Origin of the sequence: Streptococcus sp. sy018 (genome assembly GCF_007859185.1) — a bacterium.
GTDB lineage: Bacteria > Bacillota > Bacilli > Lactobacillales > Streptococcaceae > Streptococcus.
This window is the reverse complement of sequence record NZ_VOHN01000003.1, coordinates 95,917-115,491: the sequence shown is the minus strand read 5'-3', so window position 1 is coordinate 115,491 and position 19,575 is coordinate 95,917. Positions and strand designations below refer to the sequence as shown.

Annotated in this window: 20 protein-coding genes and 1 tRNA gene; all 21 read right to left on the bottom strand. The window is 38.2% G+C overall.

The window, feature by feature from the left end:
- Nucleotides 1-95: 95 nt before the first annotated feature.
- The 21 genes from FRX52_RS03925 to FRX52_RS03825 all read right to left on the bottom strand — a co-directional run bounded on the left by FRX52_RS03925 (nt 96) and on the right by FRX52_RS03825 (nt 19,575).
- A complete protein-coding gene (locus FRX52_RS03925) occupies nt 96-977 on the bottom strand; it encodes a class II fructose-bisphosphate aldolase (RefSeq protein WP_146496311.1) in 882 nt (293 codons plus the stop codon).
- Nucleotides 978-1,114: 137 nt separating this feature from the next.
- A tRNA-Leu gene (locus FRX52_RS03920) sits at nt 1,115-1,200 on the bottom strand.
- Between the two features lie 108 nt (nt 1,201-1,308).
- On the bottom strand, nt 1,309-3,168 hold the full coding sequence (locus FRX52_RS03915) for a proline--tRNA ligase (RefSeq protein WP_146538569.1): 1,860 nt from the start codon (nt 3,166-3,168) through the stop codon (nt 1,309-1,311).
- Between the two features lie 15 nt (nt 3,169-3,183).
- Nucleotides 3,184-4,449 carry an RIP metalloprotease RseP gene (rseP, locus tag FRX52_RS03910; RefSeq protein WP_146538568.1) on the bottom strand — a complete coding sequence of 422 codons (1,266 nt, stop codon included), beginning with the start codon at nt 4,447-4,449 and terminating at the stop codon, nt 3,184-3,186.
- A gap of 21 nt (nt 4,450-4,470) precedes the next feature.
- Nucleotides 4,471-5,268, bottom strand: a complete 798-nt coding sequence (locus FRX52_RS03905) for a phosphatidate cytidylyltransferase (RefSeq protein WP_146538567.1) — start codon at nt 5,266-5,268, stop codon at nt 4,471-4,473.
- Nucleotides 5,269-5,279: 11 nt separating this feature from the next.
- Nucleotides 5,280-6,032 (bottom strand): isoprenyl transferase, encoded by a 753-nt coding sequence (locus FRX52_RS03900; RefSeq protein WP_146538566.1) that lies wholly within the window; start codon nt 6,030-6,032, stop codon nt 5,280-5,282.
- 100 nt (nt 6,033-6,132) lie between these two features.
- The gene (gene yajC / locus FRX52_RS03895) at nt 6,133-6,453 is read right to left on the bottom strand and encodes a preprotein translocase subunit YajC (protein ID WP_146538565.1); all 321 of its coding nucleotides are present in this window, start codon (nt 6,451-6,453) and stop codon (nt 6,133-6,135) included.
- A gap of 60 nt (nt 6,454-6,513) precedes the next feature.
- The gene (gene purR / locus FRX52_RS03890) at nt 6,514-7,326 is read right to left on the bottom strand and encodes a pur operon repressor (RefSeq protein WP_146496301.1); all 813 of its coding nucleotides are present in this window, start codon (nt 7,324-7,326) and stop codon (nt 6,514-6,516) included.
- 86 nt (nt 7,327-7,412) lie between these two features.
- Entirely contained in the window at nt 7,413-8,357 is a 945-nt protein-coding gene (locus tag FRX52_RS03885) for a 3'-5' exoribonuclease YhaM family protein (RefSeq protein ID WP_146538564.1), read from the bottom strand.
- On the bottom strand, nt 8,347-9,618 hold the full coding sequence (gene rmuC / locus FRX52_RS03880; protein WP_146538563.1) for a DNA recombination protein RmuC: 1,272 nt from the start codon (nt 9,616-9,618) through the stop codon (nt 8,347-8,349). The genes FRX52_RS03885 and rmuC overlap by 11 nt, the downstream gene beginning before the upstream one ends.
- 2 nt (nt 9,619-9,620) lie before the next feature.
- Entirely contained in the window at nt 9,621-10,253 is a 633-nt protein-coding gene (locus FRX52_RS03875) for a thiamine diphosphokinase (RefSeq protein WP_146538562.1), read from the bottom strand.
- Nucleotides 10,246-10,908, bottom strand: coding sequence for a ribulose-phosphate 3-epimerase (rpe, locus tag FRX52_RS03870; protein ID WP_146538561.1), 663 nt, complete (start codon nt 10,906-10,908; stop codon nt 10,246-10,248). Before rpe ends, FRX52_RS03875 begins: the two co-directional genes overlap by 8 nt.
- Nucleotides 10,909-10,942: 34 nt before the next feature.
- Nucleotides 10,943-11,815 (bottom strand): ribosome small subunit-dependent GTPase A, encoded by an 873-nt coding sequence (gene rsgA / locus FRX52_RS03865; RefSeq protein WP_146538560.1) that lies wholly within the window; start codon nt 11,813-11,815, stop codon nt 10,943-10,945.
- Nucleotides 11,816-12,081: 266 nt separating this feature from the next.
- Nucleotides 12,082-12,996 carry an XRE family transcriptional regulator gene (locus FRX52_RS03860; protein ID WP_146538559.1) on the bottom strand — a complete coding sequence of 305 codons (915 nt, stop codon included), beginning with the start codon at nt 12,994-12,996 and terminating at the stop codon, nt 12,082-12,084.
- Between the two features lie 160 nt (nt 12,997-13,156).
- Nucleotides 13,157-14,032 (bottom strand): 16S rRNA (adenine(1518)-N(6)/adenine(1519)-N(6))-dimethyltransferase RsmA, encoded by an 876-nt coding sequence (gene rsmA / locus FRX52_RS03855; RefSeq protein ID WP_146538558.1) that lies wholly within the window; start codon nt 14,030-14,032, stop codon nt 13,157-13,159.
- Entirely contained in the window at nt 14,004-14,606 is a 603-nt protein-coding gene (rnmV, locus tag FRX52_RS03850) for a ribonuclease M5 (RefSeq protein ID WP_146538557.1), read from the bottom strand. Before rnmV ends, rsmA begins: the two co-directional genes overlap by 29 nt.
- Complete coding sequence (locus FRX52_RS03845) at nt 14,596-15,369, bottom strand: TatD family hydrolase (RefSeq protein ID WP_146538556.1); 774 nt, start codon at nt 15,367-15,369, stop codon at nt 14,596-14,598. Before FRX52_RS03845 ends, rnmV begins: the two co-directional genes overlap by 11 nt.
- Before the next feature lie 85 nt (nt 15,370-15,454).
- Nucleotides 15,455-16,501: a galactofuranosyltransferase gene (locus FRX52_RS03840; protein WP_146496281.1), complete on the bottom strand. Its 1,047-nt coding sequence runs from the start codon at nt 16,499-16,501 to the stop codon at nt 15,455-15,457.
- An 8-nt stretch (nt 16,502-16,509) separates the two neighbouring features.
- Complete coding sequence (locus FRX52_RS03835; protein ID WP_146538555.1) at nt 16,510-17,484, bottom strand: capsular biosynthesis protein; 975 nt, start codon at nt 17,482-17,484, stop codon at nt 16,510-16,512.
- Nucleotides 17,485-17,492: 8 nt separating this feature from the next.
- Nucleotides 17,493-18,500 carry a glycosyltransferase family 2 protein gene (locus FRX52_RS03830; RefSeq protein ID WP_186603338.1) on the bottom strand — a complete coding sequence of 336 codons (1,008 nt, stop codon included), beginning with the start codon at nt 18,498-18,500 and terminating at the stop codon, nt 17,493-17,495.
- Between the two features lie 52 nt (nt 18,501-18,552).
- Nucleotides 18,553-19,575, bottom strand: a complete 1,023-nt coding sequence (locus FRX52_RS03825) for a zinc-binding dehydrogenase (RefSeq protein ID WP_146496275.1) — start codon at nt 19,573-19,575, stop codon at nt 18,553-18,555.

Sequence of the window (19,575 nt, the reverse complement as noted above, 5' to 3'; positions counted from 1 at the left end):
CCTTATGTACTTTGGCAAGTAAATCTTCTATTTTTCCTGCTTTTACAACGAAAAAAGACTTATTCTAAAGAATAAGCCTTTATTTCTTATCTTAATTAAGCTTTATTTGTTGAACCGAATACTTCGATACGATCTTCGATAGCATCTTGAACAGCCTTGATACCTGGTGCCAAGAATTTACGTGGGTCAAACAATTTTTTAGCGTCGTAGTCTGCTGCATTAGCATTGTAGTCAGCTGCAAATTGACGAGTTGCGTTTGAGAAGGCAATTTGTCCTTCAGTGTTCACGTTAACTTTTGCAACACCAAGACGGATAGCTTCTTGGATTTGCTCATCTGGAATACCAGAACCGCCATGAAGAACGATTGGGAAACCTGGAAGAGCTTCTGTCAATTTCTTCAAGTGCTCAAGGTCAAGACCTTCCCAGTTTTCTGGGTATGGACCGTGGATGTTACCGATACCTGCAGCCAAGAAGTCAACACCTGCTTCAACCATAGCTTTTGCATCTTCGATTGGTGCCAATTCACCTTTACCAACGATACCGTCTTCTTCACCACCGATAGTTCCAACTTCAGCCTCAACTGATACACCTTTAGCATGTGCCAAAGCTACTACTTCACGAGCTTTTTCAAGGTTTTCTTCGATTGGAAGATGTGAACCATCAAACATGATTGACGTGTAACCTACTTCAATACACTCAAGTGCATCTTCATAATGACCATGGTCAAGATGGATTGCAACTGGTACAGTGATTCCCATTGATTCTACAAGAGTTTCAATCATCACTTTAGCCAATTTGTAACCACCCATGTACTTAGCAGCACCCATAGATGTTTGGATAAGAACTGGAGCTTTTTTAGCTTCTGCTGCACGCAAGATTGCTTGCGTCCACTCAAGGTTGTTTGTGTTAAATCCACCAACAGCATAACCGTTGTCACGGGCTGCTTGGACAAATTTTTCTGCTGAAACGATTGCCATTTAATTAGGCCTCCTCTAATATTTTGGGTTTCCCCATTACAACGTTAATTTTATCACATTTTTTTGAGAAATTCTAGTCTTTACCGATATTTTTACTGAAAACATAAAAAAGACCGAGTTACCTCAGCCTTTTACTTTGCGGAGAGTGGGACTTGAACCCACACGACCTAAAGCGGTCACAGGATCCTTAGTCCTGCGCGTCTGCCAATTCCGCCATCCCCGCTAACAACAAAGACTATTCTACCACACTCCCCAAATTCTGTCAATAGGTTTTTATATTTTCTAAAAAGAAACCCACTTGATCAGTAATCAAGTGAGTTATTTAGTTATCTTATGCTTTTTCTTCTGTCAAAATCTTCAAGGTTTCAAGTAGGTTTTCTTGATGAACTTCAATACTATCACCAGTTTCTTTGATTTTAACTTCCACAATGCCTTCTGAGGCTTTCTTACCAACAGTAACACGGATTGGCAAACCAATCAAGTCACTATCTGAGAACTTAGAACCTACACGTTCATTACGATCGTCTGTCAAGACATCATAACCTGCTGACATCAACTGTTTCTCTAAATTATCTGTCAGAGCTTGTGCTTCATCATCTTTAACGTTAACCGTAATCAAATGCACGTCAAACGGTGCCAATTCTTTAGGGAAGTTGATTCCCCAAGCGTATTTGAAATCACCTTTTGGTGTCTTGCTGACAAATAAGCGGGCATGTTGCTCGATAACAGCAGACAAGATACGGCTAACACCGATACCATAGCACCCCATAATCATTGGAACACTGCGACCATTTTCATCAAGGATATTCGCCCCCATACTAGCTGAATAGCGTGTCCCTAGTTTGAAAATATGACCAATCTCAATACCACGAGCGAACTTGAGTGTGCCTTTTCCATCTGGTGACAATTCACCTTCACGCACTTCACGAATATCCACGTATTCTGCCTTGAAATCACGTTCTGGATTAACACCTGTCAAATGATAACCGTCTTGATTGGCACCAACTACGGCATTATAGCAATATTGAACCTTACGGTCAGCAATGATACGAACATCTTCAGCCAAACCAACTGGACCAAGCGAACCAAAGCTTGCACCAAAGACCTCTTGAGCTTGTTCTACACTAGCTGGTTCAAGAAAATCTGCTGCTAAATGATTTTTTAATTTCACATCATTGACTTGGTCATTACCCACCAAAAGAGCAACAACAGGTTGACCGTCCGCCATAAAGAGAAGGGTTTTGATGGTTTGTTCTTCGGCAACTTGTAAAAAGGCAGCCACGTCATCAATGGTCTTGCAATCTGGTGTTTCCACCTTAGCCATCTCGTCTTGAGCTACCACCTTAGTTGACGGCGTAAAGGAATCTGTCGCCATTTCAAGATTAGCTGCATAGTCTGACTCACTTGAGTAGGCAATCGTATCTTCACCTGATACCACCCAAGAGGTTAATTCTTTCTTGATTTCATCAAGCACATCAGTTGGGATTTCATCAAGTGAAGCAATTGATTTGTCCAAAACCAACCAGTGATCTAGGTCTGTACGGTCTGGTGTAATCGCCATAAATTCTTGACTATCTTTACCACCCATCGCTCCGCCATCTCCGATAATCGCCTTGAAATCAAGACCAGCACGGGTATAAATTGCTTCATAAGCCTTGCGATAATCTTCATAAGTCACATCAAGGCTGTCATAATCTTGGTGGAAGCTATAACCATCTTTCATGATAAATTCACGCGTACGCAATAGACCATTACGAGGACGTTTTTCATCACGGTATTTAGATTGAATTTGATAAAGGTTAAGTGGTAACTGTTTATAAGATTTAACCGAATCACGAACCAACATGGTCAAGGTTTCTTCATGGGTTGGTCCAAGGATAAAATCAGACTGGTCACGGTTTTTCAAACGATAAAGGTCGGCACCATAGGTGTCATAACGACCACTTTCACGCCACAAATCTGCCGTCAAAAGAGCTGGAGCTTCCATCTCAACCGCACCAATTTTATCAAACTCTTCTCGCATAATTGTCTTGAACTTCTCCAAGGTGCGACTAGCTAAGGGCAGATAAGCGTAAATCCCCGCTGATACTTGACGAACGTATCCTGCACGCACCATCAAGGCATGACTGATTACCTGAGCATCACTTGGCATCTCCCTTAACGTTGGGATAAGCATTTTACTTTGTTTCATAACTTTTTCCTTCTTCTATTGATTAAAAAATGTTCGCATGATATCATTCCATGTTACAGCCAGCATGAGTAGAATCATAAAGACCACACCAGCCAGAGTCAGATAGCTCTCTGTTTCTTGTTTCAGTGGTTTACGACGAATGCCTTCTAATAAGTTGATAACAATTTTTCCACCATCAAGAACTGGAATTGGCACTAAATTAAAGATACCTATATTGATAGACAGTAACGCCATCAATTCAATCACACGATTCAAGCCTTGATTGGCAACTTGATTACTGATTTGGTACATGGCTACTGGGCCACCGAGACCGTCCAAATTGGGACGTAAAATCAGATTTTTAAGTGCCACAATCATTCTTACGCTTGCTAGTACTGAACTTTTTAAGCCACCGAAAATTTTGTCCCAAAGGCCTCGTTTGAGACCAGGAGAAACCCCAATCACATAAGTATCACTGATTTTTTTGGGAACGACATCTAGTGTTTTTTCTGTCTGACCAGATTTGACACGAACAGGAATGGCTTGTCCTTCTGTCAAGTTAGCAGTCGTCTGATCCATAGCTTTTATTAAATCTTCCCAATTGGTAACTTGATAATCTCCGACAGCTAAAATTTGATCGCCTGTCTTAACCCCTGCTGCTGCCAAGGCACCTTGAGAATTGATTTCCATTTTATTGGTAGAATAGTCAGCAACACCACCTTGTAAAAAAACTAAAACCATAAAAAGCACAGTTCCCAAGATAAAATTATTCATTGGGCCAGCAAAGTTGGTCATCAACTTACCTGCCACTGTGGCATTTTGATATTGAACATCCTTGGGAGCAATTCGCAATTCTGTGCCATCAACCTCAACAATAGTGGCGTCATGATCAACGGTAAACGTCTTTGTTTCATCTAAAACCAGACCTGTGATTTGAAGCTTATCTTCTAAATCGTAAGATAAAACAGACATGGGAAGGCTATTTACATCTAATTGTTTCTGAGATAAATTGATACGAATAACCTTTCCAGCTTGATTAAGCGTCAAACTGGCAGGACTACCGGTTTTGATTTCAGTCTTGTCATCTCCCCAACCTGCCATTCGCACATAGCCTCCCAAAGGCAGCAGACGAATGGTATAAAGTGTACCATCTTGTCCTCGATGAGCAAAAATCTTAGGTCCCATACCAATGGCAAACTCTCGTACCAAGATACCCGCTTTTTTAGCAAAGTAAAAATGGCCATACTCATGAACGGTAACAATCACACCAAAAATAAGAATAAATGTTAAAATTCCAAACATTATCAACTTCCTCTCTTGCTCTTAAAATAAGCCGAAAAAGTCCATAATCGGAAGCACAAAAATCATACTGTCAAAGCGATCTAAAATCCCTCCATGACCAGGAATAATATCACCTGAATCTTTAACGCCAAAATGACGCTTAATGGCACTTTCAACTAAATCACCAAATTGAGCAAAAACACTAAAAATAACAACTAAAACCAACATGGTCAAAAAATGACGTGGCGCATACACTGACTTATCAATCAACATGAAAAGAATAGCTATAAACAGAGCAGACGCAATACCACCCAAGCTCCCTTCAATTGTCTTATTAGGTGATACTTGTGGTAATAATTGATGGCGACCAAAACGACGACCGATAGCATAGGCACCAATATCCGTTGCCCAAACAATGAAAATCGCCAAAAGTATCTTATTTAAGCCTGCCATCTGACCAGCGATTAAATTTTGAAACCCAATGCCGACATAAAAACTGACGGCAATAGGGAAACAAACATCATCAAAATTATACTGGCTAGCATTGAATACTGTCCCTGATAACAACAAGAACACGACAATAGCATAGGCTGCCAAACTAGCGTCCATCGGTAAAGATGGAAAATAATTTTGTAGCGGAACCGTCAAGACAAAAGTCGCTAACATAGTCAACATGCCTTCTAGTGAAAAAACTTCTAATTTTTTCATTCGCAATAGTTCAACGACAGCAAGTATAGCCAAACCACCTACAAATAGTTGAAAAAACACGCCCCCTATCAATAGAAAGAACAAAAAAACTGCTCCAACAATACCACCATAAATTAAACGTTCACGATTCATGACTTTCCCTTCTAAAGACCTCCAAAACGACGATGACGTTTATTATAGTCAACTAGTGCTAGCAATAACTGTTCATCATCAAAATCAGGCCACAACACTTCTGTAAAATAAAACTCGCTATAAGCTGCCTGCCAAGGTAAAAAATTGCTCAAACGCAACTCACCACTCGTTCGAATTACCAAGTCTGGATCTTGATAAGCTTTTGGTAAGTGCTTGGTCTGTAAATGCTCAGCAATCAACTCTTCTGTTATCTGCGTCGCTGTCAGTTTTCCATCAGCCACCTGTTGAGCCAATTCTTGTACTGCCAAGGTCAACTCTCTACGACCACCATAATTCAAGGCAAAATTCAAAATCAACCCTTGGTTATCCTTGGTCAACTCACGTGCTTGATTTAAGGCAGCTAAAGTTTCTTTGGGTAAACGATCTGTTTCACCAATCACCTCAACTCGCACACCATTTTTATGCAATTCCGGGACATAGCGATCAAAAAACTCAACAGGAAGATTCATAATGAACTTGACTTCATCTTCTGGACGAGACCAATTTTCAGTTGAAAAAGCATAGACAGTCAGTACCTTGACACCCAGGTCAGCTGCTTTTATTGTAACAGCCTGCAAAGCATCCATACCAGCTTTGTGACCAAAGACACGCGGTTGCAATCTTTTTTTAGCCCAGCGACCATTACCGTCCATGATAATGCCAATATGCTGAGGGATTTTTTCTAGACCTTCTTCAACAACTTTTTTTTTCTTAAATGTAAACATAAATTTCCTTATTACTTGTTAGAACTACTACTATTTTATCATATTTTAAGGTGCTTTTGCTAGTCACTTGTTCATTTTACACAAAAAGAGTAGGCTAATCCTACTCTTCTACAATAGCTGTTTCACTTGCTTCTTCAACGACAGGGCTAGCAGCCTGAGTTGTTCCTTTGGCTACGACACGTTTAATGGCTGTCAATTCAAATGGCAAATAAATACCATCCACATCTAAAACAATCTTATTGTTAGCCAAGTCAACTTCGTCAACGACAGCGTACATACCACCAATTGTGACAATTTGATCACCTTTACTTAAATTTTGGCGTTCTTCTTCTGCTTTTTTGGCTTGTTTTTTTTGTTGATTTTGCATCCAAAACATGAGTCCAAACATGGCTACAAAAATCAATAGGGTTGATAATGGCATTTTAATCCTCCTTTAATGCATCTCTAACTATATCAAATTTTTCATGAACTGACAAGATAATCAGTCAAAGATATTGCCCATTTCAACTGTGAGTTGATTGTGTTTCATATCAATTTTCGACACCTTTAGCAATGACTTATAGGTCAAATCCTCACGTTCTTCTTGGCTATTTTCTGCAAAAACCGCTACGCCTGCCAAATCACAATCAAATTCTGCTAACAGACTCGTCATACCTGTAATGGTTCCCCCACCTTTAAGAAAATCATCAACAATCAAAACACGACTATTGGGTTTTAAGCTACGCTTTGAGAGAAACATTTTTTCCACCCGATCACTTGAAGCACTGACATAGTTAATCGATACCGTTGAACCTTCTGTGATTTTCAAATCCCTGCGAACAATGACAAAAGGAACGTCAAGAACATTGGCTACTGCATTAGCTAGAGGCACACCCTTGGTTGCTACTGTCATCACCACATCAATTTTTTCATGACGAAAATGGTTAGCAATAATTCGACCGACATTTTTCAAAATACGAGGCGTACTCAAAAGATCTGATAGGTAGATATAGCCTCCTGGTAAAATGCGATCACTCTGAGCCAAGAGTTCTTTTAGCTCTTCCAAAACCTGACGGGCTTCAGCTTGATCCATAGTTGGACGAAATATCACACCACCACTGGCTCCAGCTAAGGTTTCTATTTCACCAACAGAAGTTTTTTCAAAAGCCCGTTTGATAATGGCAATATCTTCAGAAATAGATGACTTAGCTGAGTTATATTGTTCGGCAAAATAACTAAGACTTGTTAATTTATAAGGATGATTGAGCAAATAATTGGAAATAACCACCATACGCTCACTTCGTCTTATTTTCATAGGCTTCTTCTCTTTCATATCTTTCTGTCATTATATGATAATATTATACAAAAAACGAACATTGTTTTCAACAATGTTCTAAAGTTTTATTGGTCCAATTTGGGTTTGTAAAAAGAACGATTTTCCATCGCAAAAAGTTTGGCTGTCCATTCACCATCATCCACTCGATTGAGGGCAGTTGTCATCATCATCATTTTGGCATCAATATTATCAATCATATGCAAGATTTCAGCCTCCATTAAATGCGGACGAACTGGGCTGCCATATTCCAACTGACCATGATGGCTGAGTAACATGTGTCGTAACATCACGACATCTTCTCGCTCATCATCCAATCCTAATTCTAAAACAATCTTTGTCACTTCTTCATTGATTAAAGCAATGTGCCCTAACAAGTTACCTCTTAAAGTGTACTCTGTTTGATCTGGTCCTGATAGTTCTAAAACCTTGGCTAAATCATGTAACATGATACCTGAAAATAGTAAGCTTGAATTAAGATTAGGGTAGATTTGACAAATACTTTCGGCTAAACGAACCATAGTTGCCGTATGATAGGCTAAACCTGTTTCAAAAGCATGGTGATTGATTTTAGCAGCTGGAAAATGATAGAAAGCTTGATCATATTTACGATAAAGAGCACGAACAATTCGTTGCCAAGTTGCCTGCTCAATTTTAAACATCATCTGCTCCAAGTAATTTCTGACTTCGTTCACATTGACAGGTGGTTTTTCCTTGAACAGACTAGGGTCTGACGGCTCACCTTCTAGGGGCAGACGTAAACTTAATTGATTTACCTGAGGCGTACCATTATAAACCTCGCGTCGTCCTGTCATATAAATCACTCGACCGGCAATAAACTCTTTGACGTTGTGAGGTTGAGCATCCCAAAGATTACCCTGAATCTCACCACTATCATCTTGAAAAGTTAGAGCGATATAATCCTTACCCGCACGTGTTTTACGAACTTCAGCTGTTTTAATAAGGTAAAATCCTTCAAAGTTCTGGTCTTTTTTCATCTGACTAATTTTCATTATTCTCTCCTCCTAGTTGAGAAATTCCCAGTAAAAAGGCTGTATCTTGATCTTGATAACTATCAACCTTATCTAAAGCTCGAACAATCGCATTGGTTCTAGTGGTCATCAAACTATCTAAACTATTGCTCGCTGTACGAAGTTGTTTTTGAGTTTTTTCCAATAACCCACCAAATTTTCCAAATTCTGTCTTAACATTGCCCAAAATCTTGCTGATGTCATGGGCATTTTTTTGAATATTCAAGGTCTTAAAACCGACTGATAAAGAATTAAGAAGTGCCGCCAAGGTGCTTGGCCCAGCCACTAAAATGTGTTGTTCACGTCTAAGAGCATCAAAGAAATCAGCCTGTCGCACGACTTCAGCATAAAGCCCTTCGGTTGGTAAAAACAAGATGGCAAACTGGGTAGTTTCTGGTGGATTGAGATATTTATTGGCAATATCCTTGGCAAATCCCTTGATACTGGTTAGAAGCTGTTTTCTCTCCTTAGCAATCACTTGCTTATCTCCTAAATCATAGGCTTCTTCCAAACGGTAGTAATCATCCAAAGGAAACTTGGCATCAACTGGCAAATACACAAACTGACCTTGAGCTTGACCAGGTAGCTTGATGGCATACTCTACTCGATTCTGACTACCACTAACGGTAGCAAACTCTCGTTCGTATTGTTGAGGACTGAGCATGTCTTCGATGATTTGACCCAGCTGCAATTCCCCTAAAATCCCACGAGTTTTACTGCCAGACAATACCTTACTCAAACTTCCCACATCACGCGCCAAGTTCTGCATTTCGCCCAAACCTTTGTTAACATTTTCCAACTGAAGAGAAACCGTTTCAAAGGAGGCTTGCAGGCGACGATGAAGAGTCTGTTCTAGCTTTTCGTCAACAGTTTGTCTGATTTGCTCCAAACGTTCTTCATTGGAGGTTTGCATAGTATGAACGGCTTGATTTAATTGCTGAGCGATACTCTCCATTCTCTTGTCTGACCAATCACGTTGCTGAGTCAAATTGCGATTCAAAACGTCACGAACATCTGTCAACTGCTGATACAACTCAGCTTGCTGCTGATTAGACTGATTGGACAAGCTGAGCAGTTGCTCCTTATTGGCCAAATCCAGTTGATAGGTGAGTTGATCTGATAATCGATCAGACTGATTATCCAAATTTTCTTGTAAACTGCTCTGCAATTCGACCAAACGGCGATACAAGACTATCAAAGCAAGACCCAAGCAAATCAGTATGATTAAGAAAAGGATTTCCATTATCAGCTCCTATCTTTTGTTTGAATTATGATAACATAACCATCCGTTAGGCTAAGTTTAATCGGACCTGTCAAAAACTCATTACTGGTATAGATTTTTCGCTCAAAAAAATTCGCCTCATTCAAGGGATACTTGGCATTTTCTAGTTGCAAGATTCCTGAACCTTCTACCAAAAAAGAAACATAATCAAAATTTGCTTCTGGATACAACTCATGTTGACCAGCCAGTCGATAAGTCACTTGGTTTAAATCATCCACTAGACAAATCTGGTGAGCATAGGCACTCAGTTCTGGATGGCTTGGTAGAAAAATATTGGTCAAGGTGTGATCCAAACGACCTCCCAAGGCACCAAAAATCGTCACTTCTGCTTTTGGAAAGGCTTGAAAAATCTTAATCAAAGCCAATTCAGTATCCGTATCATCCTTATGACGAGGTGCTGTTATGAGATGACCTGCCGACGCCTCAATTCTCGCAAATTCTTCTGAACTCACTGAGTCAAAATCGCCAATTGCCCAATCTAAAGCCAAACCTTGTTCCAAAAGAAACAAACTACCACGATCAACCCCAACAAACACATCAAATTGACGAGTAAAATAAGACAAGTCACCACCTGCAAACAAGGCAACCTTAGTCATTCAGAGCCTCACGTAATTTATTGACCTGTGCCAACAAATCGTCCTTAAAGAGATAAGAGCCCGCCACAAAGACATTAGCCCCTGCAGATTTTGCTAAACCAATCGTAGTATCATCAATACCACCATCAACTTCAATGTCAAAATCTAGGCCACTAGCCTCACGCATAGCTGCCACCGCTTCAACTTTTTTCATCATTTCAGGAATAAAGGCTTGACCTCCAAATCCTGGGTTGACCGTCATGATTAAGACTTGATCCACCAACTCCAAAACAGGTTCTAATACACTAACAGGAGTCCCTGGGTTAATGACAACTCCTGCCTTCATGCCACTTGCCTTAATTTTTTGCAAGGCTCCATGAATATGAACGGTACTTTCTGTATGAATGGTCATTATATCCGCACCAGCTTGAGCCAAAGCATCAATATAACGTTCTGGCTGCACCACCATCAAATGACAATCAAAAAATAATTGGCTGTGTTTACGCATACTTGCAACCAAGTCCGTTCCAAAACTAATGTTAGGAACAAATTGACCATCCATCAAATCAATATGCACATAATCAACACCAGTTTCTTCAATGCGTTTAAGTTCAGTTGCTAAATTAGCATAATCTGCCGCTAAAATAGATGGTGCAATATGGTTAACTCGTTTCATTTTTTCCTCTTTCTAATGAAAACGTCAGCTTTCTTTACTGACGCTTGATTGTCTTTTTATAAGTTTCACGTCGATTTTCAATCTCACTGAGCAGTTGCAAGTAATTGTCATAACGCATCTGCCAAATTTGACCCGTTTCGACAGCCGATTTGACCTCACAAGCTGGTTCATGCGTATGTGTACAAGTCCTAAACTTACATTTAGCTGAATGATGTTTAATCTCTGGAAAAGCTTGATTGAGGTCTTCACTGGTAGTGACTTCATAATCCAAGGCACTAAAACCAGGGGTATCAGCAATCAGACCACTATAAACATGAAAAAGACTGACTGCTCTGGTCGTATGACGACCTCGACCCAAACTATCAGAAATTTCACCCGTTGCCAAAGCTAACTCTGGTGCCAACTTATTTAACAGCGTTGATTTTCCAACACCCGTTTGCCCCATAAAAACTGTCACACAGTCAGATAAATAAGGCAATAAGTCAGCCATCTCAGTTATAAAGTCATAACCAATAGCTTGGTAATGACTTGCTATTTCTGAAAGATTTTGAGTATCTTCTAGTAAATCTGTTTTTGAAATATAAATCAAAGGCTTGATGTCTTTGTGTTCCAAAAGTACTAAAAAACGATCTAAAAGATTGGCATTAAAATCTGGTTCCTTGGCACTCATGATAACGACAGCTTGATCGATATTGACAATAGGAGGACGAACTAAAGCATTTTGTCGCTCATGAATCGCTAAAATATAGCCTTCCGAATTTTCATCAGCTGAAAAATCAACCCAGTCGCCAACATAAGGCGTCTGACCCTTTTTACGAAAATTACCACGCGCTCGTGTCTGATATAGCACACCCTCTGACTCAACATAATAAAAACCAGCCAAAGCCTTAACAATTCTTCCTTGCAAATGATCTCCTTTACCCTTTTGTCTTTATTTTATTATAGCAAAAAAATGTCTTAACACCTAATAATGTCATACCCCTTACCAAATCTCTATCATTTGATAAAAAAAGAGAACAAATGTTCTCTTATCAATCATTATACTAACCAGTAATAAGAAGCCAAATACTAAAAACAAATTGAAGCACTAATAGCTTTTTCATATCTGTTATCCTTTCTTATCATGATACCACCATTATATTATAAAACAAAAATAACAACAGGACATAGATGTCACTTTTTGTTCTTTAAATGTGCTAAATCCATGTCTTTTTCTCTGACTAAATTAGCCAAAAGAATGTCATCTCCCATGTCTTGAGCCAATAAAATTGCCATATCATAGGTCTTTTCAGCTTTTACTTTATCTTGAAGCTGATAAGTAATATACTTAGCTCTAAAACATAAGGTCACTGGTCGATACACCTGTTGCAAGGTTTGTTGAATAATCTTATCCATTTGTTCAACTGCCTGCAACATCTTTTCATAATCTTGATTTACAAGATAAACGGCAGCAAATGCACTTAGAACTCCGAGTAATGCAACATTATAAAATTCATTTCCTTGTATGCCTTGTTGTAGCACTTTTTTAAAACAAGTTTCTAATTTTTTTGATTCATAAGTAATATCCTGACATTGTACCGCATAATATTGTAGTAAAAGTAAATCATTCAACACATAAACCTTTTTGGTGAGAACCTGTCCAAAATAATCAGCAAACAACGAATCTCCACTTTCACCTTGAGGATTAACTCGCCAATCTAACAAACGTTCAATCAAATCTAAGGTTAACAGTTCTTCATCTGGCAAAAAATCAAAATAATCTTGATAAATTTCTTCAATGATGCGGTGTTTCTCTGCAATTCGTTCGGCATCACCATAAGAACTACTCTTAAACAAAAGGTACTTTTTCTCAAAGTATTCTTCTGGAATCTGAATACTATTTTCACCCAAAATATCTGTCACATAAAGTCCCAATGTTTCAGCAATGTATTCCAATTTAACCAAGGTTGGTAGGGACTTGCCTTGTTCAATCCGCATGAGCTGTCTTACCGTCAACTCTGTTTCAGTGCCACAAAACTGCTCACGAGTTAACCCTTTTTTCTTGCGTTCCTCACGGATTTTATTGCCAATGACTTCCTTTTTGTCCATCGTTTCCCTCTTATGCATATTTATATCCTAACAACCTAAGTTTAACATGTTTTTTCATAAAATGAAAGCGTAAGCAATAACTCGAAAATTTTTCTTCTTTTTTAGAAACTGATTTCAAAAAAAGGAAACACCTTATCTTATTAAGATAAGGTGTTACAACTTAATGAGCGAATTGTTCCCATAAACAATCTGCTAAGCGAGCAAATTCTTCAATAGATAAGGCTTCCCCTCTTAAATTTACTGCCAACTGAGCTTGAGTAAGGGCTTGTTCAAGTTTAATCTTGACATCATCTGATTTACCAAAATAATTAGTCAAGTTATTCCATAGGGTTTTACGTCGATGAACAAAAGACGCTTTGGCCACACGGAAAAAAAAGTCTTCGTCTTTAACAGTCACTAACGGTTCCTTGCGACGAACCATTTTCAAAATAGCAGAATCCACATTAGGAGCAGGCACAAAAACTGTCCGAGGCACGATAAAGGCGATCTTAGCCGTCATGTAATACTGAACAGCAATAGACAAGCTACCGTAAGCCTTAGTTTTAGGTTGAGCAGAGATGCGGTCTGCTACTTCCTTTTGCATCATCACCACAAACTCACTGAAAGGAATCTTACTCTCAATCAAGTGCATCAGAATAGGAGTGGTAATGTAATAAGGCAAGTTAGCCACAACTTTTATAGGCAAATTCGGGTTTTTGAAACCTTTAATTCGCTCCTGCAAATCAGCTTGTAAAATGTCTTCATTGATAACCTGGACATTGTCAAAATCAGTCAAGGTTTCAGCTAAAATCGGAAGCAAGCGGTCATCGATTTCAAAAGCCATGACCTCTGCTGCTTGTTCTGCCAAAAATTCAGTCAAAGCCCCAATACCTGGACCAATCTCAATGACATTGACCCCCTTATCAATCTCTGCTGTCGCCACAATCTTTTGTAAGATATTAGTATCCGTCAAAAAATTTTGACCAAAAGACTTCTTAAATGTGAACCCATGACGTTCTAAAACAGCTTTAGTTACTGAATAGTCTGCTATTCTCATCCCTTTTCCTTTCATAATCTTTCATACATTTTTCAACCTCTTGCAAATTCACCCCAAAAAGCTCCAAACGTTTCAATAGTTGTTTCCCATTGCAGTAGCCAATACGAAGGTTTTGACCCAAATATTCTCGACGTTGACGACTATCTGCACCCATCAACAACCCTAGACGAATCAAATCTGTCTGACTAATATTAAATGAGCGTGTTTTTTGACCTTGGCCGCGCAAGCCATGCAGGGCTTTTTCTAAATCTGCAAAATTAGCATGTTCAACCCCCAAAGACCGCCCCTTACTTTTAGATTCTGGCACAGCTTCATCTGGGTTGATAAAAGCATGTTTGACCGTTGGAATCGCTTGAGTAATCATCCGTCGAATCCGTTCCCCTTGATAATCCGGATCAGTCAAGACAATGACACCACGTTGTTCATGCAATCTTCTAATCCGTTCAAGATCCTCAACATTGATGGCTGAGCCTCGTGTTTCATAGGTATCAACATCATAAAATCGTTTCAAATTAACCGTATCATCTCGACCTTCAACCACAATAACTTCTTGAATTTTTATCTTATTGGTCAAGTTTAAACACCCTCATAGCATTTTCATAAGTTGCAGTTGCTACTTCTTCAACACTCAATCCACGCAATTCTGCTATTTTTTCAACAACATAACGTGTATAGGCCGTTTTATTTTCACGACCACGTTTAGGCACAGGGGCAAGGTAAGGAGCATCCGTTTCAACTAATATCTTGTCTAAGGGTAAATATGTCGCTGCTTCCTGAACGTCTGTCGCCTTTTTGAAGGTCACCACTCCTGAAAATGAAATCATCATACCAAGCTCAAGGAACTGCTCTGCCATTTCTAAAGAACCCGAATAAGAATGCATAATGCCACCTGCTGCTCCCACACCCACTTCTGCTATGGCTGAATAAGTGTCTGCCATAGCATCACGTGTATGAACAACAAAAGGCAAATCATAAGTTTTAGCTAACTCTATCTGACGCTGGAAAACTTCTACTTGCTTTTCCTTTGAGGCAGTCATCCAGTAATAATCCAAGCCAATCTCACCCAGAGCTACCACTTTTTTATGAGTTAAGTGCTGACTGATAAAATCTTCCACAGCTAAATCATAAGAAGCAGCTTCTGTCGGGTGCCAACCAATGGTGGCATAAATCTCATCATACTTTTCAGCCAACATCAAACTACGCTCAATGGTAGGACGGTCAAAACCAACCACATTCATTTTCGTGACACTAAGCTCCTTAGCTAGTAGGATTTCTTCTGCCTCTTTACCAAAAAATGCTTCCACATTCAAGTGAGTATGCGTATCAAAAATATTCATTTACTTACTTTCTATCTCTCTATATCTTGTTCCATTATATCATAGACCAGAAAATAATAAAAACTCGTTAATCAACGAGTTTTATTTATTGACAAGCATCTAAGGCTTTATTGGTATAATAACCTGTTCGAATACGTTCTGAAATCTGATTAACATTATTGAGCATTTCAGCATACTCTTCTTGTGACATATTCGCCAATACTTGAGGCAAATCTGATAAGCGATCAATTGCAATACCAACACCATTCTCTAACACAAATGTCGCAATTGCAGCTTGTCGCCACACGATGATAGGTAGCTTGGCAGCCAAATAAAGAGAGGTTTTATGTGGATTATTAAAACGTAAATATTGTCCTGTATTTCCCGTACATTCTTCAAGTGAAGTACCATCCCAAACAATACCAAAATTCGCATCCAAATGTTCAATTAACTCGTCTGGTGGAAATGCCCCCTTATAGCGTGGGTCATCCTTATCTCCCTCATATAAAATCCCATATAATCTCAAATCAATTGGTAACTCTAATAATTTATAGATATAAGGACTTTTAACCGGACCTAAGTTTCCCGCAATCAAAACAGATGGTGTTCCCAAATTTGTATCGCGATCTGGAACATCTTTATAAAGGTAATCAAAAATCTCTAAATTAACAATTTTTTCTTTTACAATACCTAATTCCAATAAATAATTTGTCATAAACTGGTTATGACTAATCACAAAATCACAACGAGATAATAACCCCTTATCTGCTATGGCAGAAGTATTAGAATTCATCAGATGGAAATCACCACCAGTACTACGCAAACTCTCTAAATCATGAATTAAAGCAATGAAGGTTACTTTTTTCCATTTTTTTATCAAACCAATGAAAAAATAAGCATAACGAATTCCATAAATAGGATGTTGCCAAATCACTCGGTCACCTGATTTAGTTTTCATTAAAATCATCAACCATACTCTCACACAAGTAAATAACATCCAAAATTGACGAATCAACTTATGTAAATGTGATGGATAAATTGGAAAACTAAATGTTCCCATGCCACGTTTTTGGCAAATCGCTACAATGTCATCTGGTGCCTTAGCTCCGGCATGCTTTTGACCCTTATTTCTTGTTTCAATAATATAATCCATTTGTCCTCCTATTGCTCAAAAGATGATTTTTCAGGGAAATATTCTTCAAATAATTTTAGTAGATCTTGAAAATTTTTCTCATCAGTATCTTGAGAGTCATTCACGCAAACAACAGCTGTCTTATTGTTTTTGAATGCTCTCTCTAGTGCATGAATTTCATTAACTGTCATATACTGGCCAAACCATGTAGGAGCAGGCATAAACTGATTTGTTTCAATCTGCCAGTAATTCAGCAACCAATGATTGATGTCTGTTCGATTATCTCTAACATGATGTTGACTAGTTTCATGTAACACATCATACTCTAACTCCCATAATCGCGTCAAAGTTGATTTTTTTAGTGGGCTAGGAAGATGATAATTAACATAACCAGTTAAACCCCATGGTAGTAAACAGATATTTCTTAGCATGTCTTTACCATAGGCAATATTAAAAAATTTCCACCAACTCTTTTTCAAAGCAGCTTTTGTTTTAAAATGACGATTTAATACTTCCACATTATTATAGATTACTCGAGAAAAGCTCTCAAAAGGAACTATCGTATTATAAACAGCAGATAATTTTGGTAATTGGCCTTGAAAATAATCAGAAGGCGCAATAGGTTTAATAACAAAGGTATCATCATTAAACAAAATAAAATTCTCTGACAGTGAGTCAATGCGATGTAAATTTAACTCAATCACATTAGAATTAAATGTCGGCAAATACATCTCTGGAATATAATCACGATGATTGATAATCTTCAATTTAGGATGATCTTGCTTCAACCACGGTGGCAGATGACCATGCGTAATCAAATAAATCTGATTGACCCAAGGTGCATTCTTTTCAATCATTCTAAACCAATACTGAAAGGTGCCATAGTCACGATACAATCGTTCTGTAAGCTCTGACGATACCGTATTTGTATAAACATCTCTTAACTGACGCCATTCTAAATCTTTATCATCAACCCAGAGTACTACAATATCTATTTTTTCCATAAAATCTATCAGGTTATTCGTTTGCTATTGACATAAGATTTCAGTGTACAAGCCACACCTACTAACGTATGGCAACGTAATTTTAATAACACAATCGTTAAATAATATAAAGACACACATGAACTAATCGAAAGACGACTCAAGCTCGTTCTGAAAATAGGGTGTTCCATCAAAACTTGCAATGCTTTCTTTTTATCTCGAAAACTTTGATTATTTTGATAATTGAATGTCTCTCTAACCAGAATCAAATTCAAATGTGTCAATATATACTTTTCTAATCCCCCTTGAAACGTTAGTAAGCTTGAGTATTTTTCCTTAGCGAGCACCATTGCTTGAATGTAATCCTTACTCTTATCATCAAATCGTCCCATCGTGGATTGACTATGTTGATAATAACGATAATATGGATGAGCAAAGACTTTAAAACCTCTTGTTTGACTCAAAACATTCAACATAAAATCACCATCTTCTGCTAAACGCAGACGCTCATCAAAGAAAATTTGCTGCTTAATAATAAACTCACGAGAAAAACATTTATTCCAAACGGTCATGAATAACGTTGGTTTACTAATCATAAGACGCTTTTGTTCTTCTAATGTTTTATTAGATAATAAAACAGATAATTGAAGCAACTGATTGCTTTTAAAAAAATCACATACCAGAAAATCAGCTTGGGAATTTTGCAACTCTTGGACAAGCTCAGACATGTGTTGTGGTACCAGTTCATCATCTGCATCAACAAAAACCAACCAGCGACCTCGACTATGTTGAATTCCTATATTTCTAGCAGCAGAAACATGTTCCTTAGATTGTAATAAAACAATCAAATCCGGATAAGACTCTAGTACATCTTGCAAAGTCTTGCTAAGTGAAATAGCTTTTCCATTTTCAACAATCAAGATTTCAATCATTGAAAGGTCAAATGAGCAAGCATTTATAATACTATACAAGGTTCGTCTAATGATTTGATCTAAACGATTAACAGGTATGATAAAACTAACTAACTTTTGAGACACGATTATTCTTTCTTACATCAATCAAGGATAATATGATTTCGTAAAAATCAGTCTAAATATCCCACTTAAATACTGTTTTAAAAGAGGTTGTCAAATCTGTTGCAAAAACACGATGAATATCATCTACTGATTGAACTGGTGCTTCAAGATAAATGATATTTTTTAAACGATTCTGAATGGTTTGGTCTTGTAACATCTCGACAGCTGCTTCAAAATCTTTACGACCAGACCTTGATGACCCTACGACTGTCAAGCCTTTTTCTAAAATATCTCTGGTGTTAATCGCAATCTTATTCTCACTAACTCCCATTAAAACAACTGTACCTTGAGGCTTAAGATAATCGATAATGTCATTGATGGCAGGTTCACTTCCTTGACCTCCTGCACACTCAAAGGCATGATCAAATTTCAAATCGTCTGGTACTTCATTAGTCAAATAGGTTGATTCTACAAAATTAAATAGACGTAGTTTTTCTAGATTACGACCAATGACTGTTATTTTAATATCAGGAAAACGATAGTGTAAGGCAGTTGCTAAAACATAAGACAAACTACCATCTGCTAGAATGACCACACGTTCTCGTTGGTGGTGAGCAAGTTGATCAAAACGAGCAATAGCATGCATACTAACACTAGAGAATTCTGACAAGGCAGCTATTTCATCGGCAATATCTTGATAAGGAACTACACGATCAACAGGTAAAGCAATTGTTTCCTGCATAAAGCCATCAAATCCACTAGAGAGGAAATGTAAACCGTTGAGGTAATTCTCATAAAACGTTTCATCTCCAAGATGAGGTGGTTGATTAGGAATCATCACCACCTTTTGTCCAGGTTTATAGGTATTTGTTGGATCAGCCAATACGATACCACTAGCTTCATGAATGGGAGCCATCGGCAATTTTTTGGCTAATGCTTTTGGATCACGCTTGCCTTGATAATAGCGTTGATCCGCATGACAGATCGCCATATAATGAGGTTTAATCAATACTTTATCAGACATATCAATAGATAAATCTTGATATTTTATAGAAATCGTCTTCGGTCTAATCAACTGATACACTTGATTTAACAT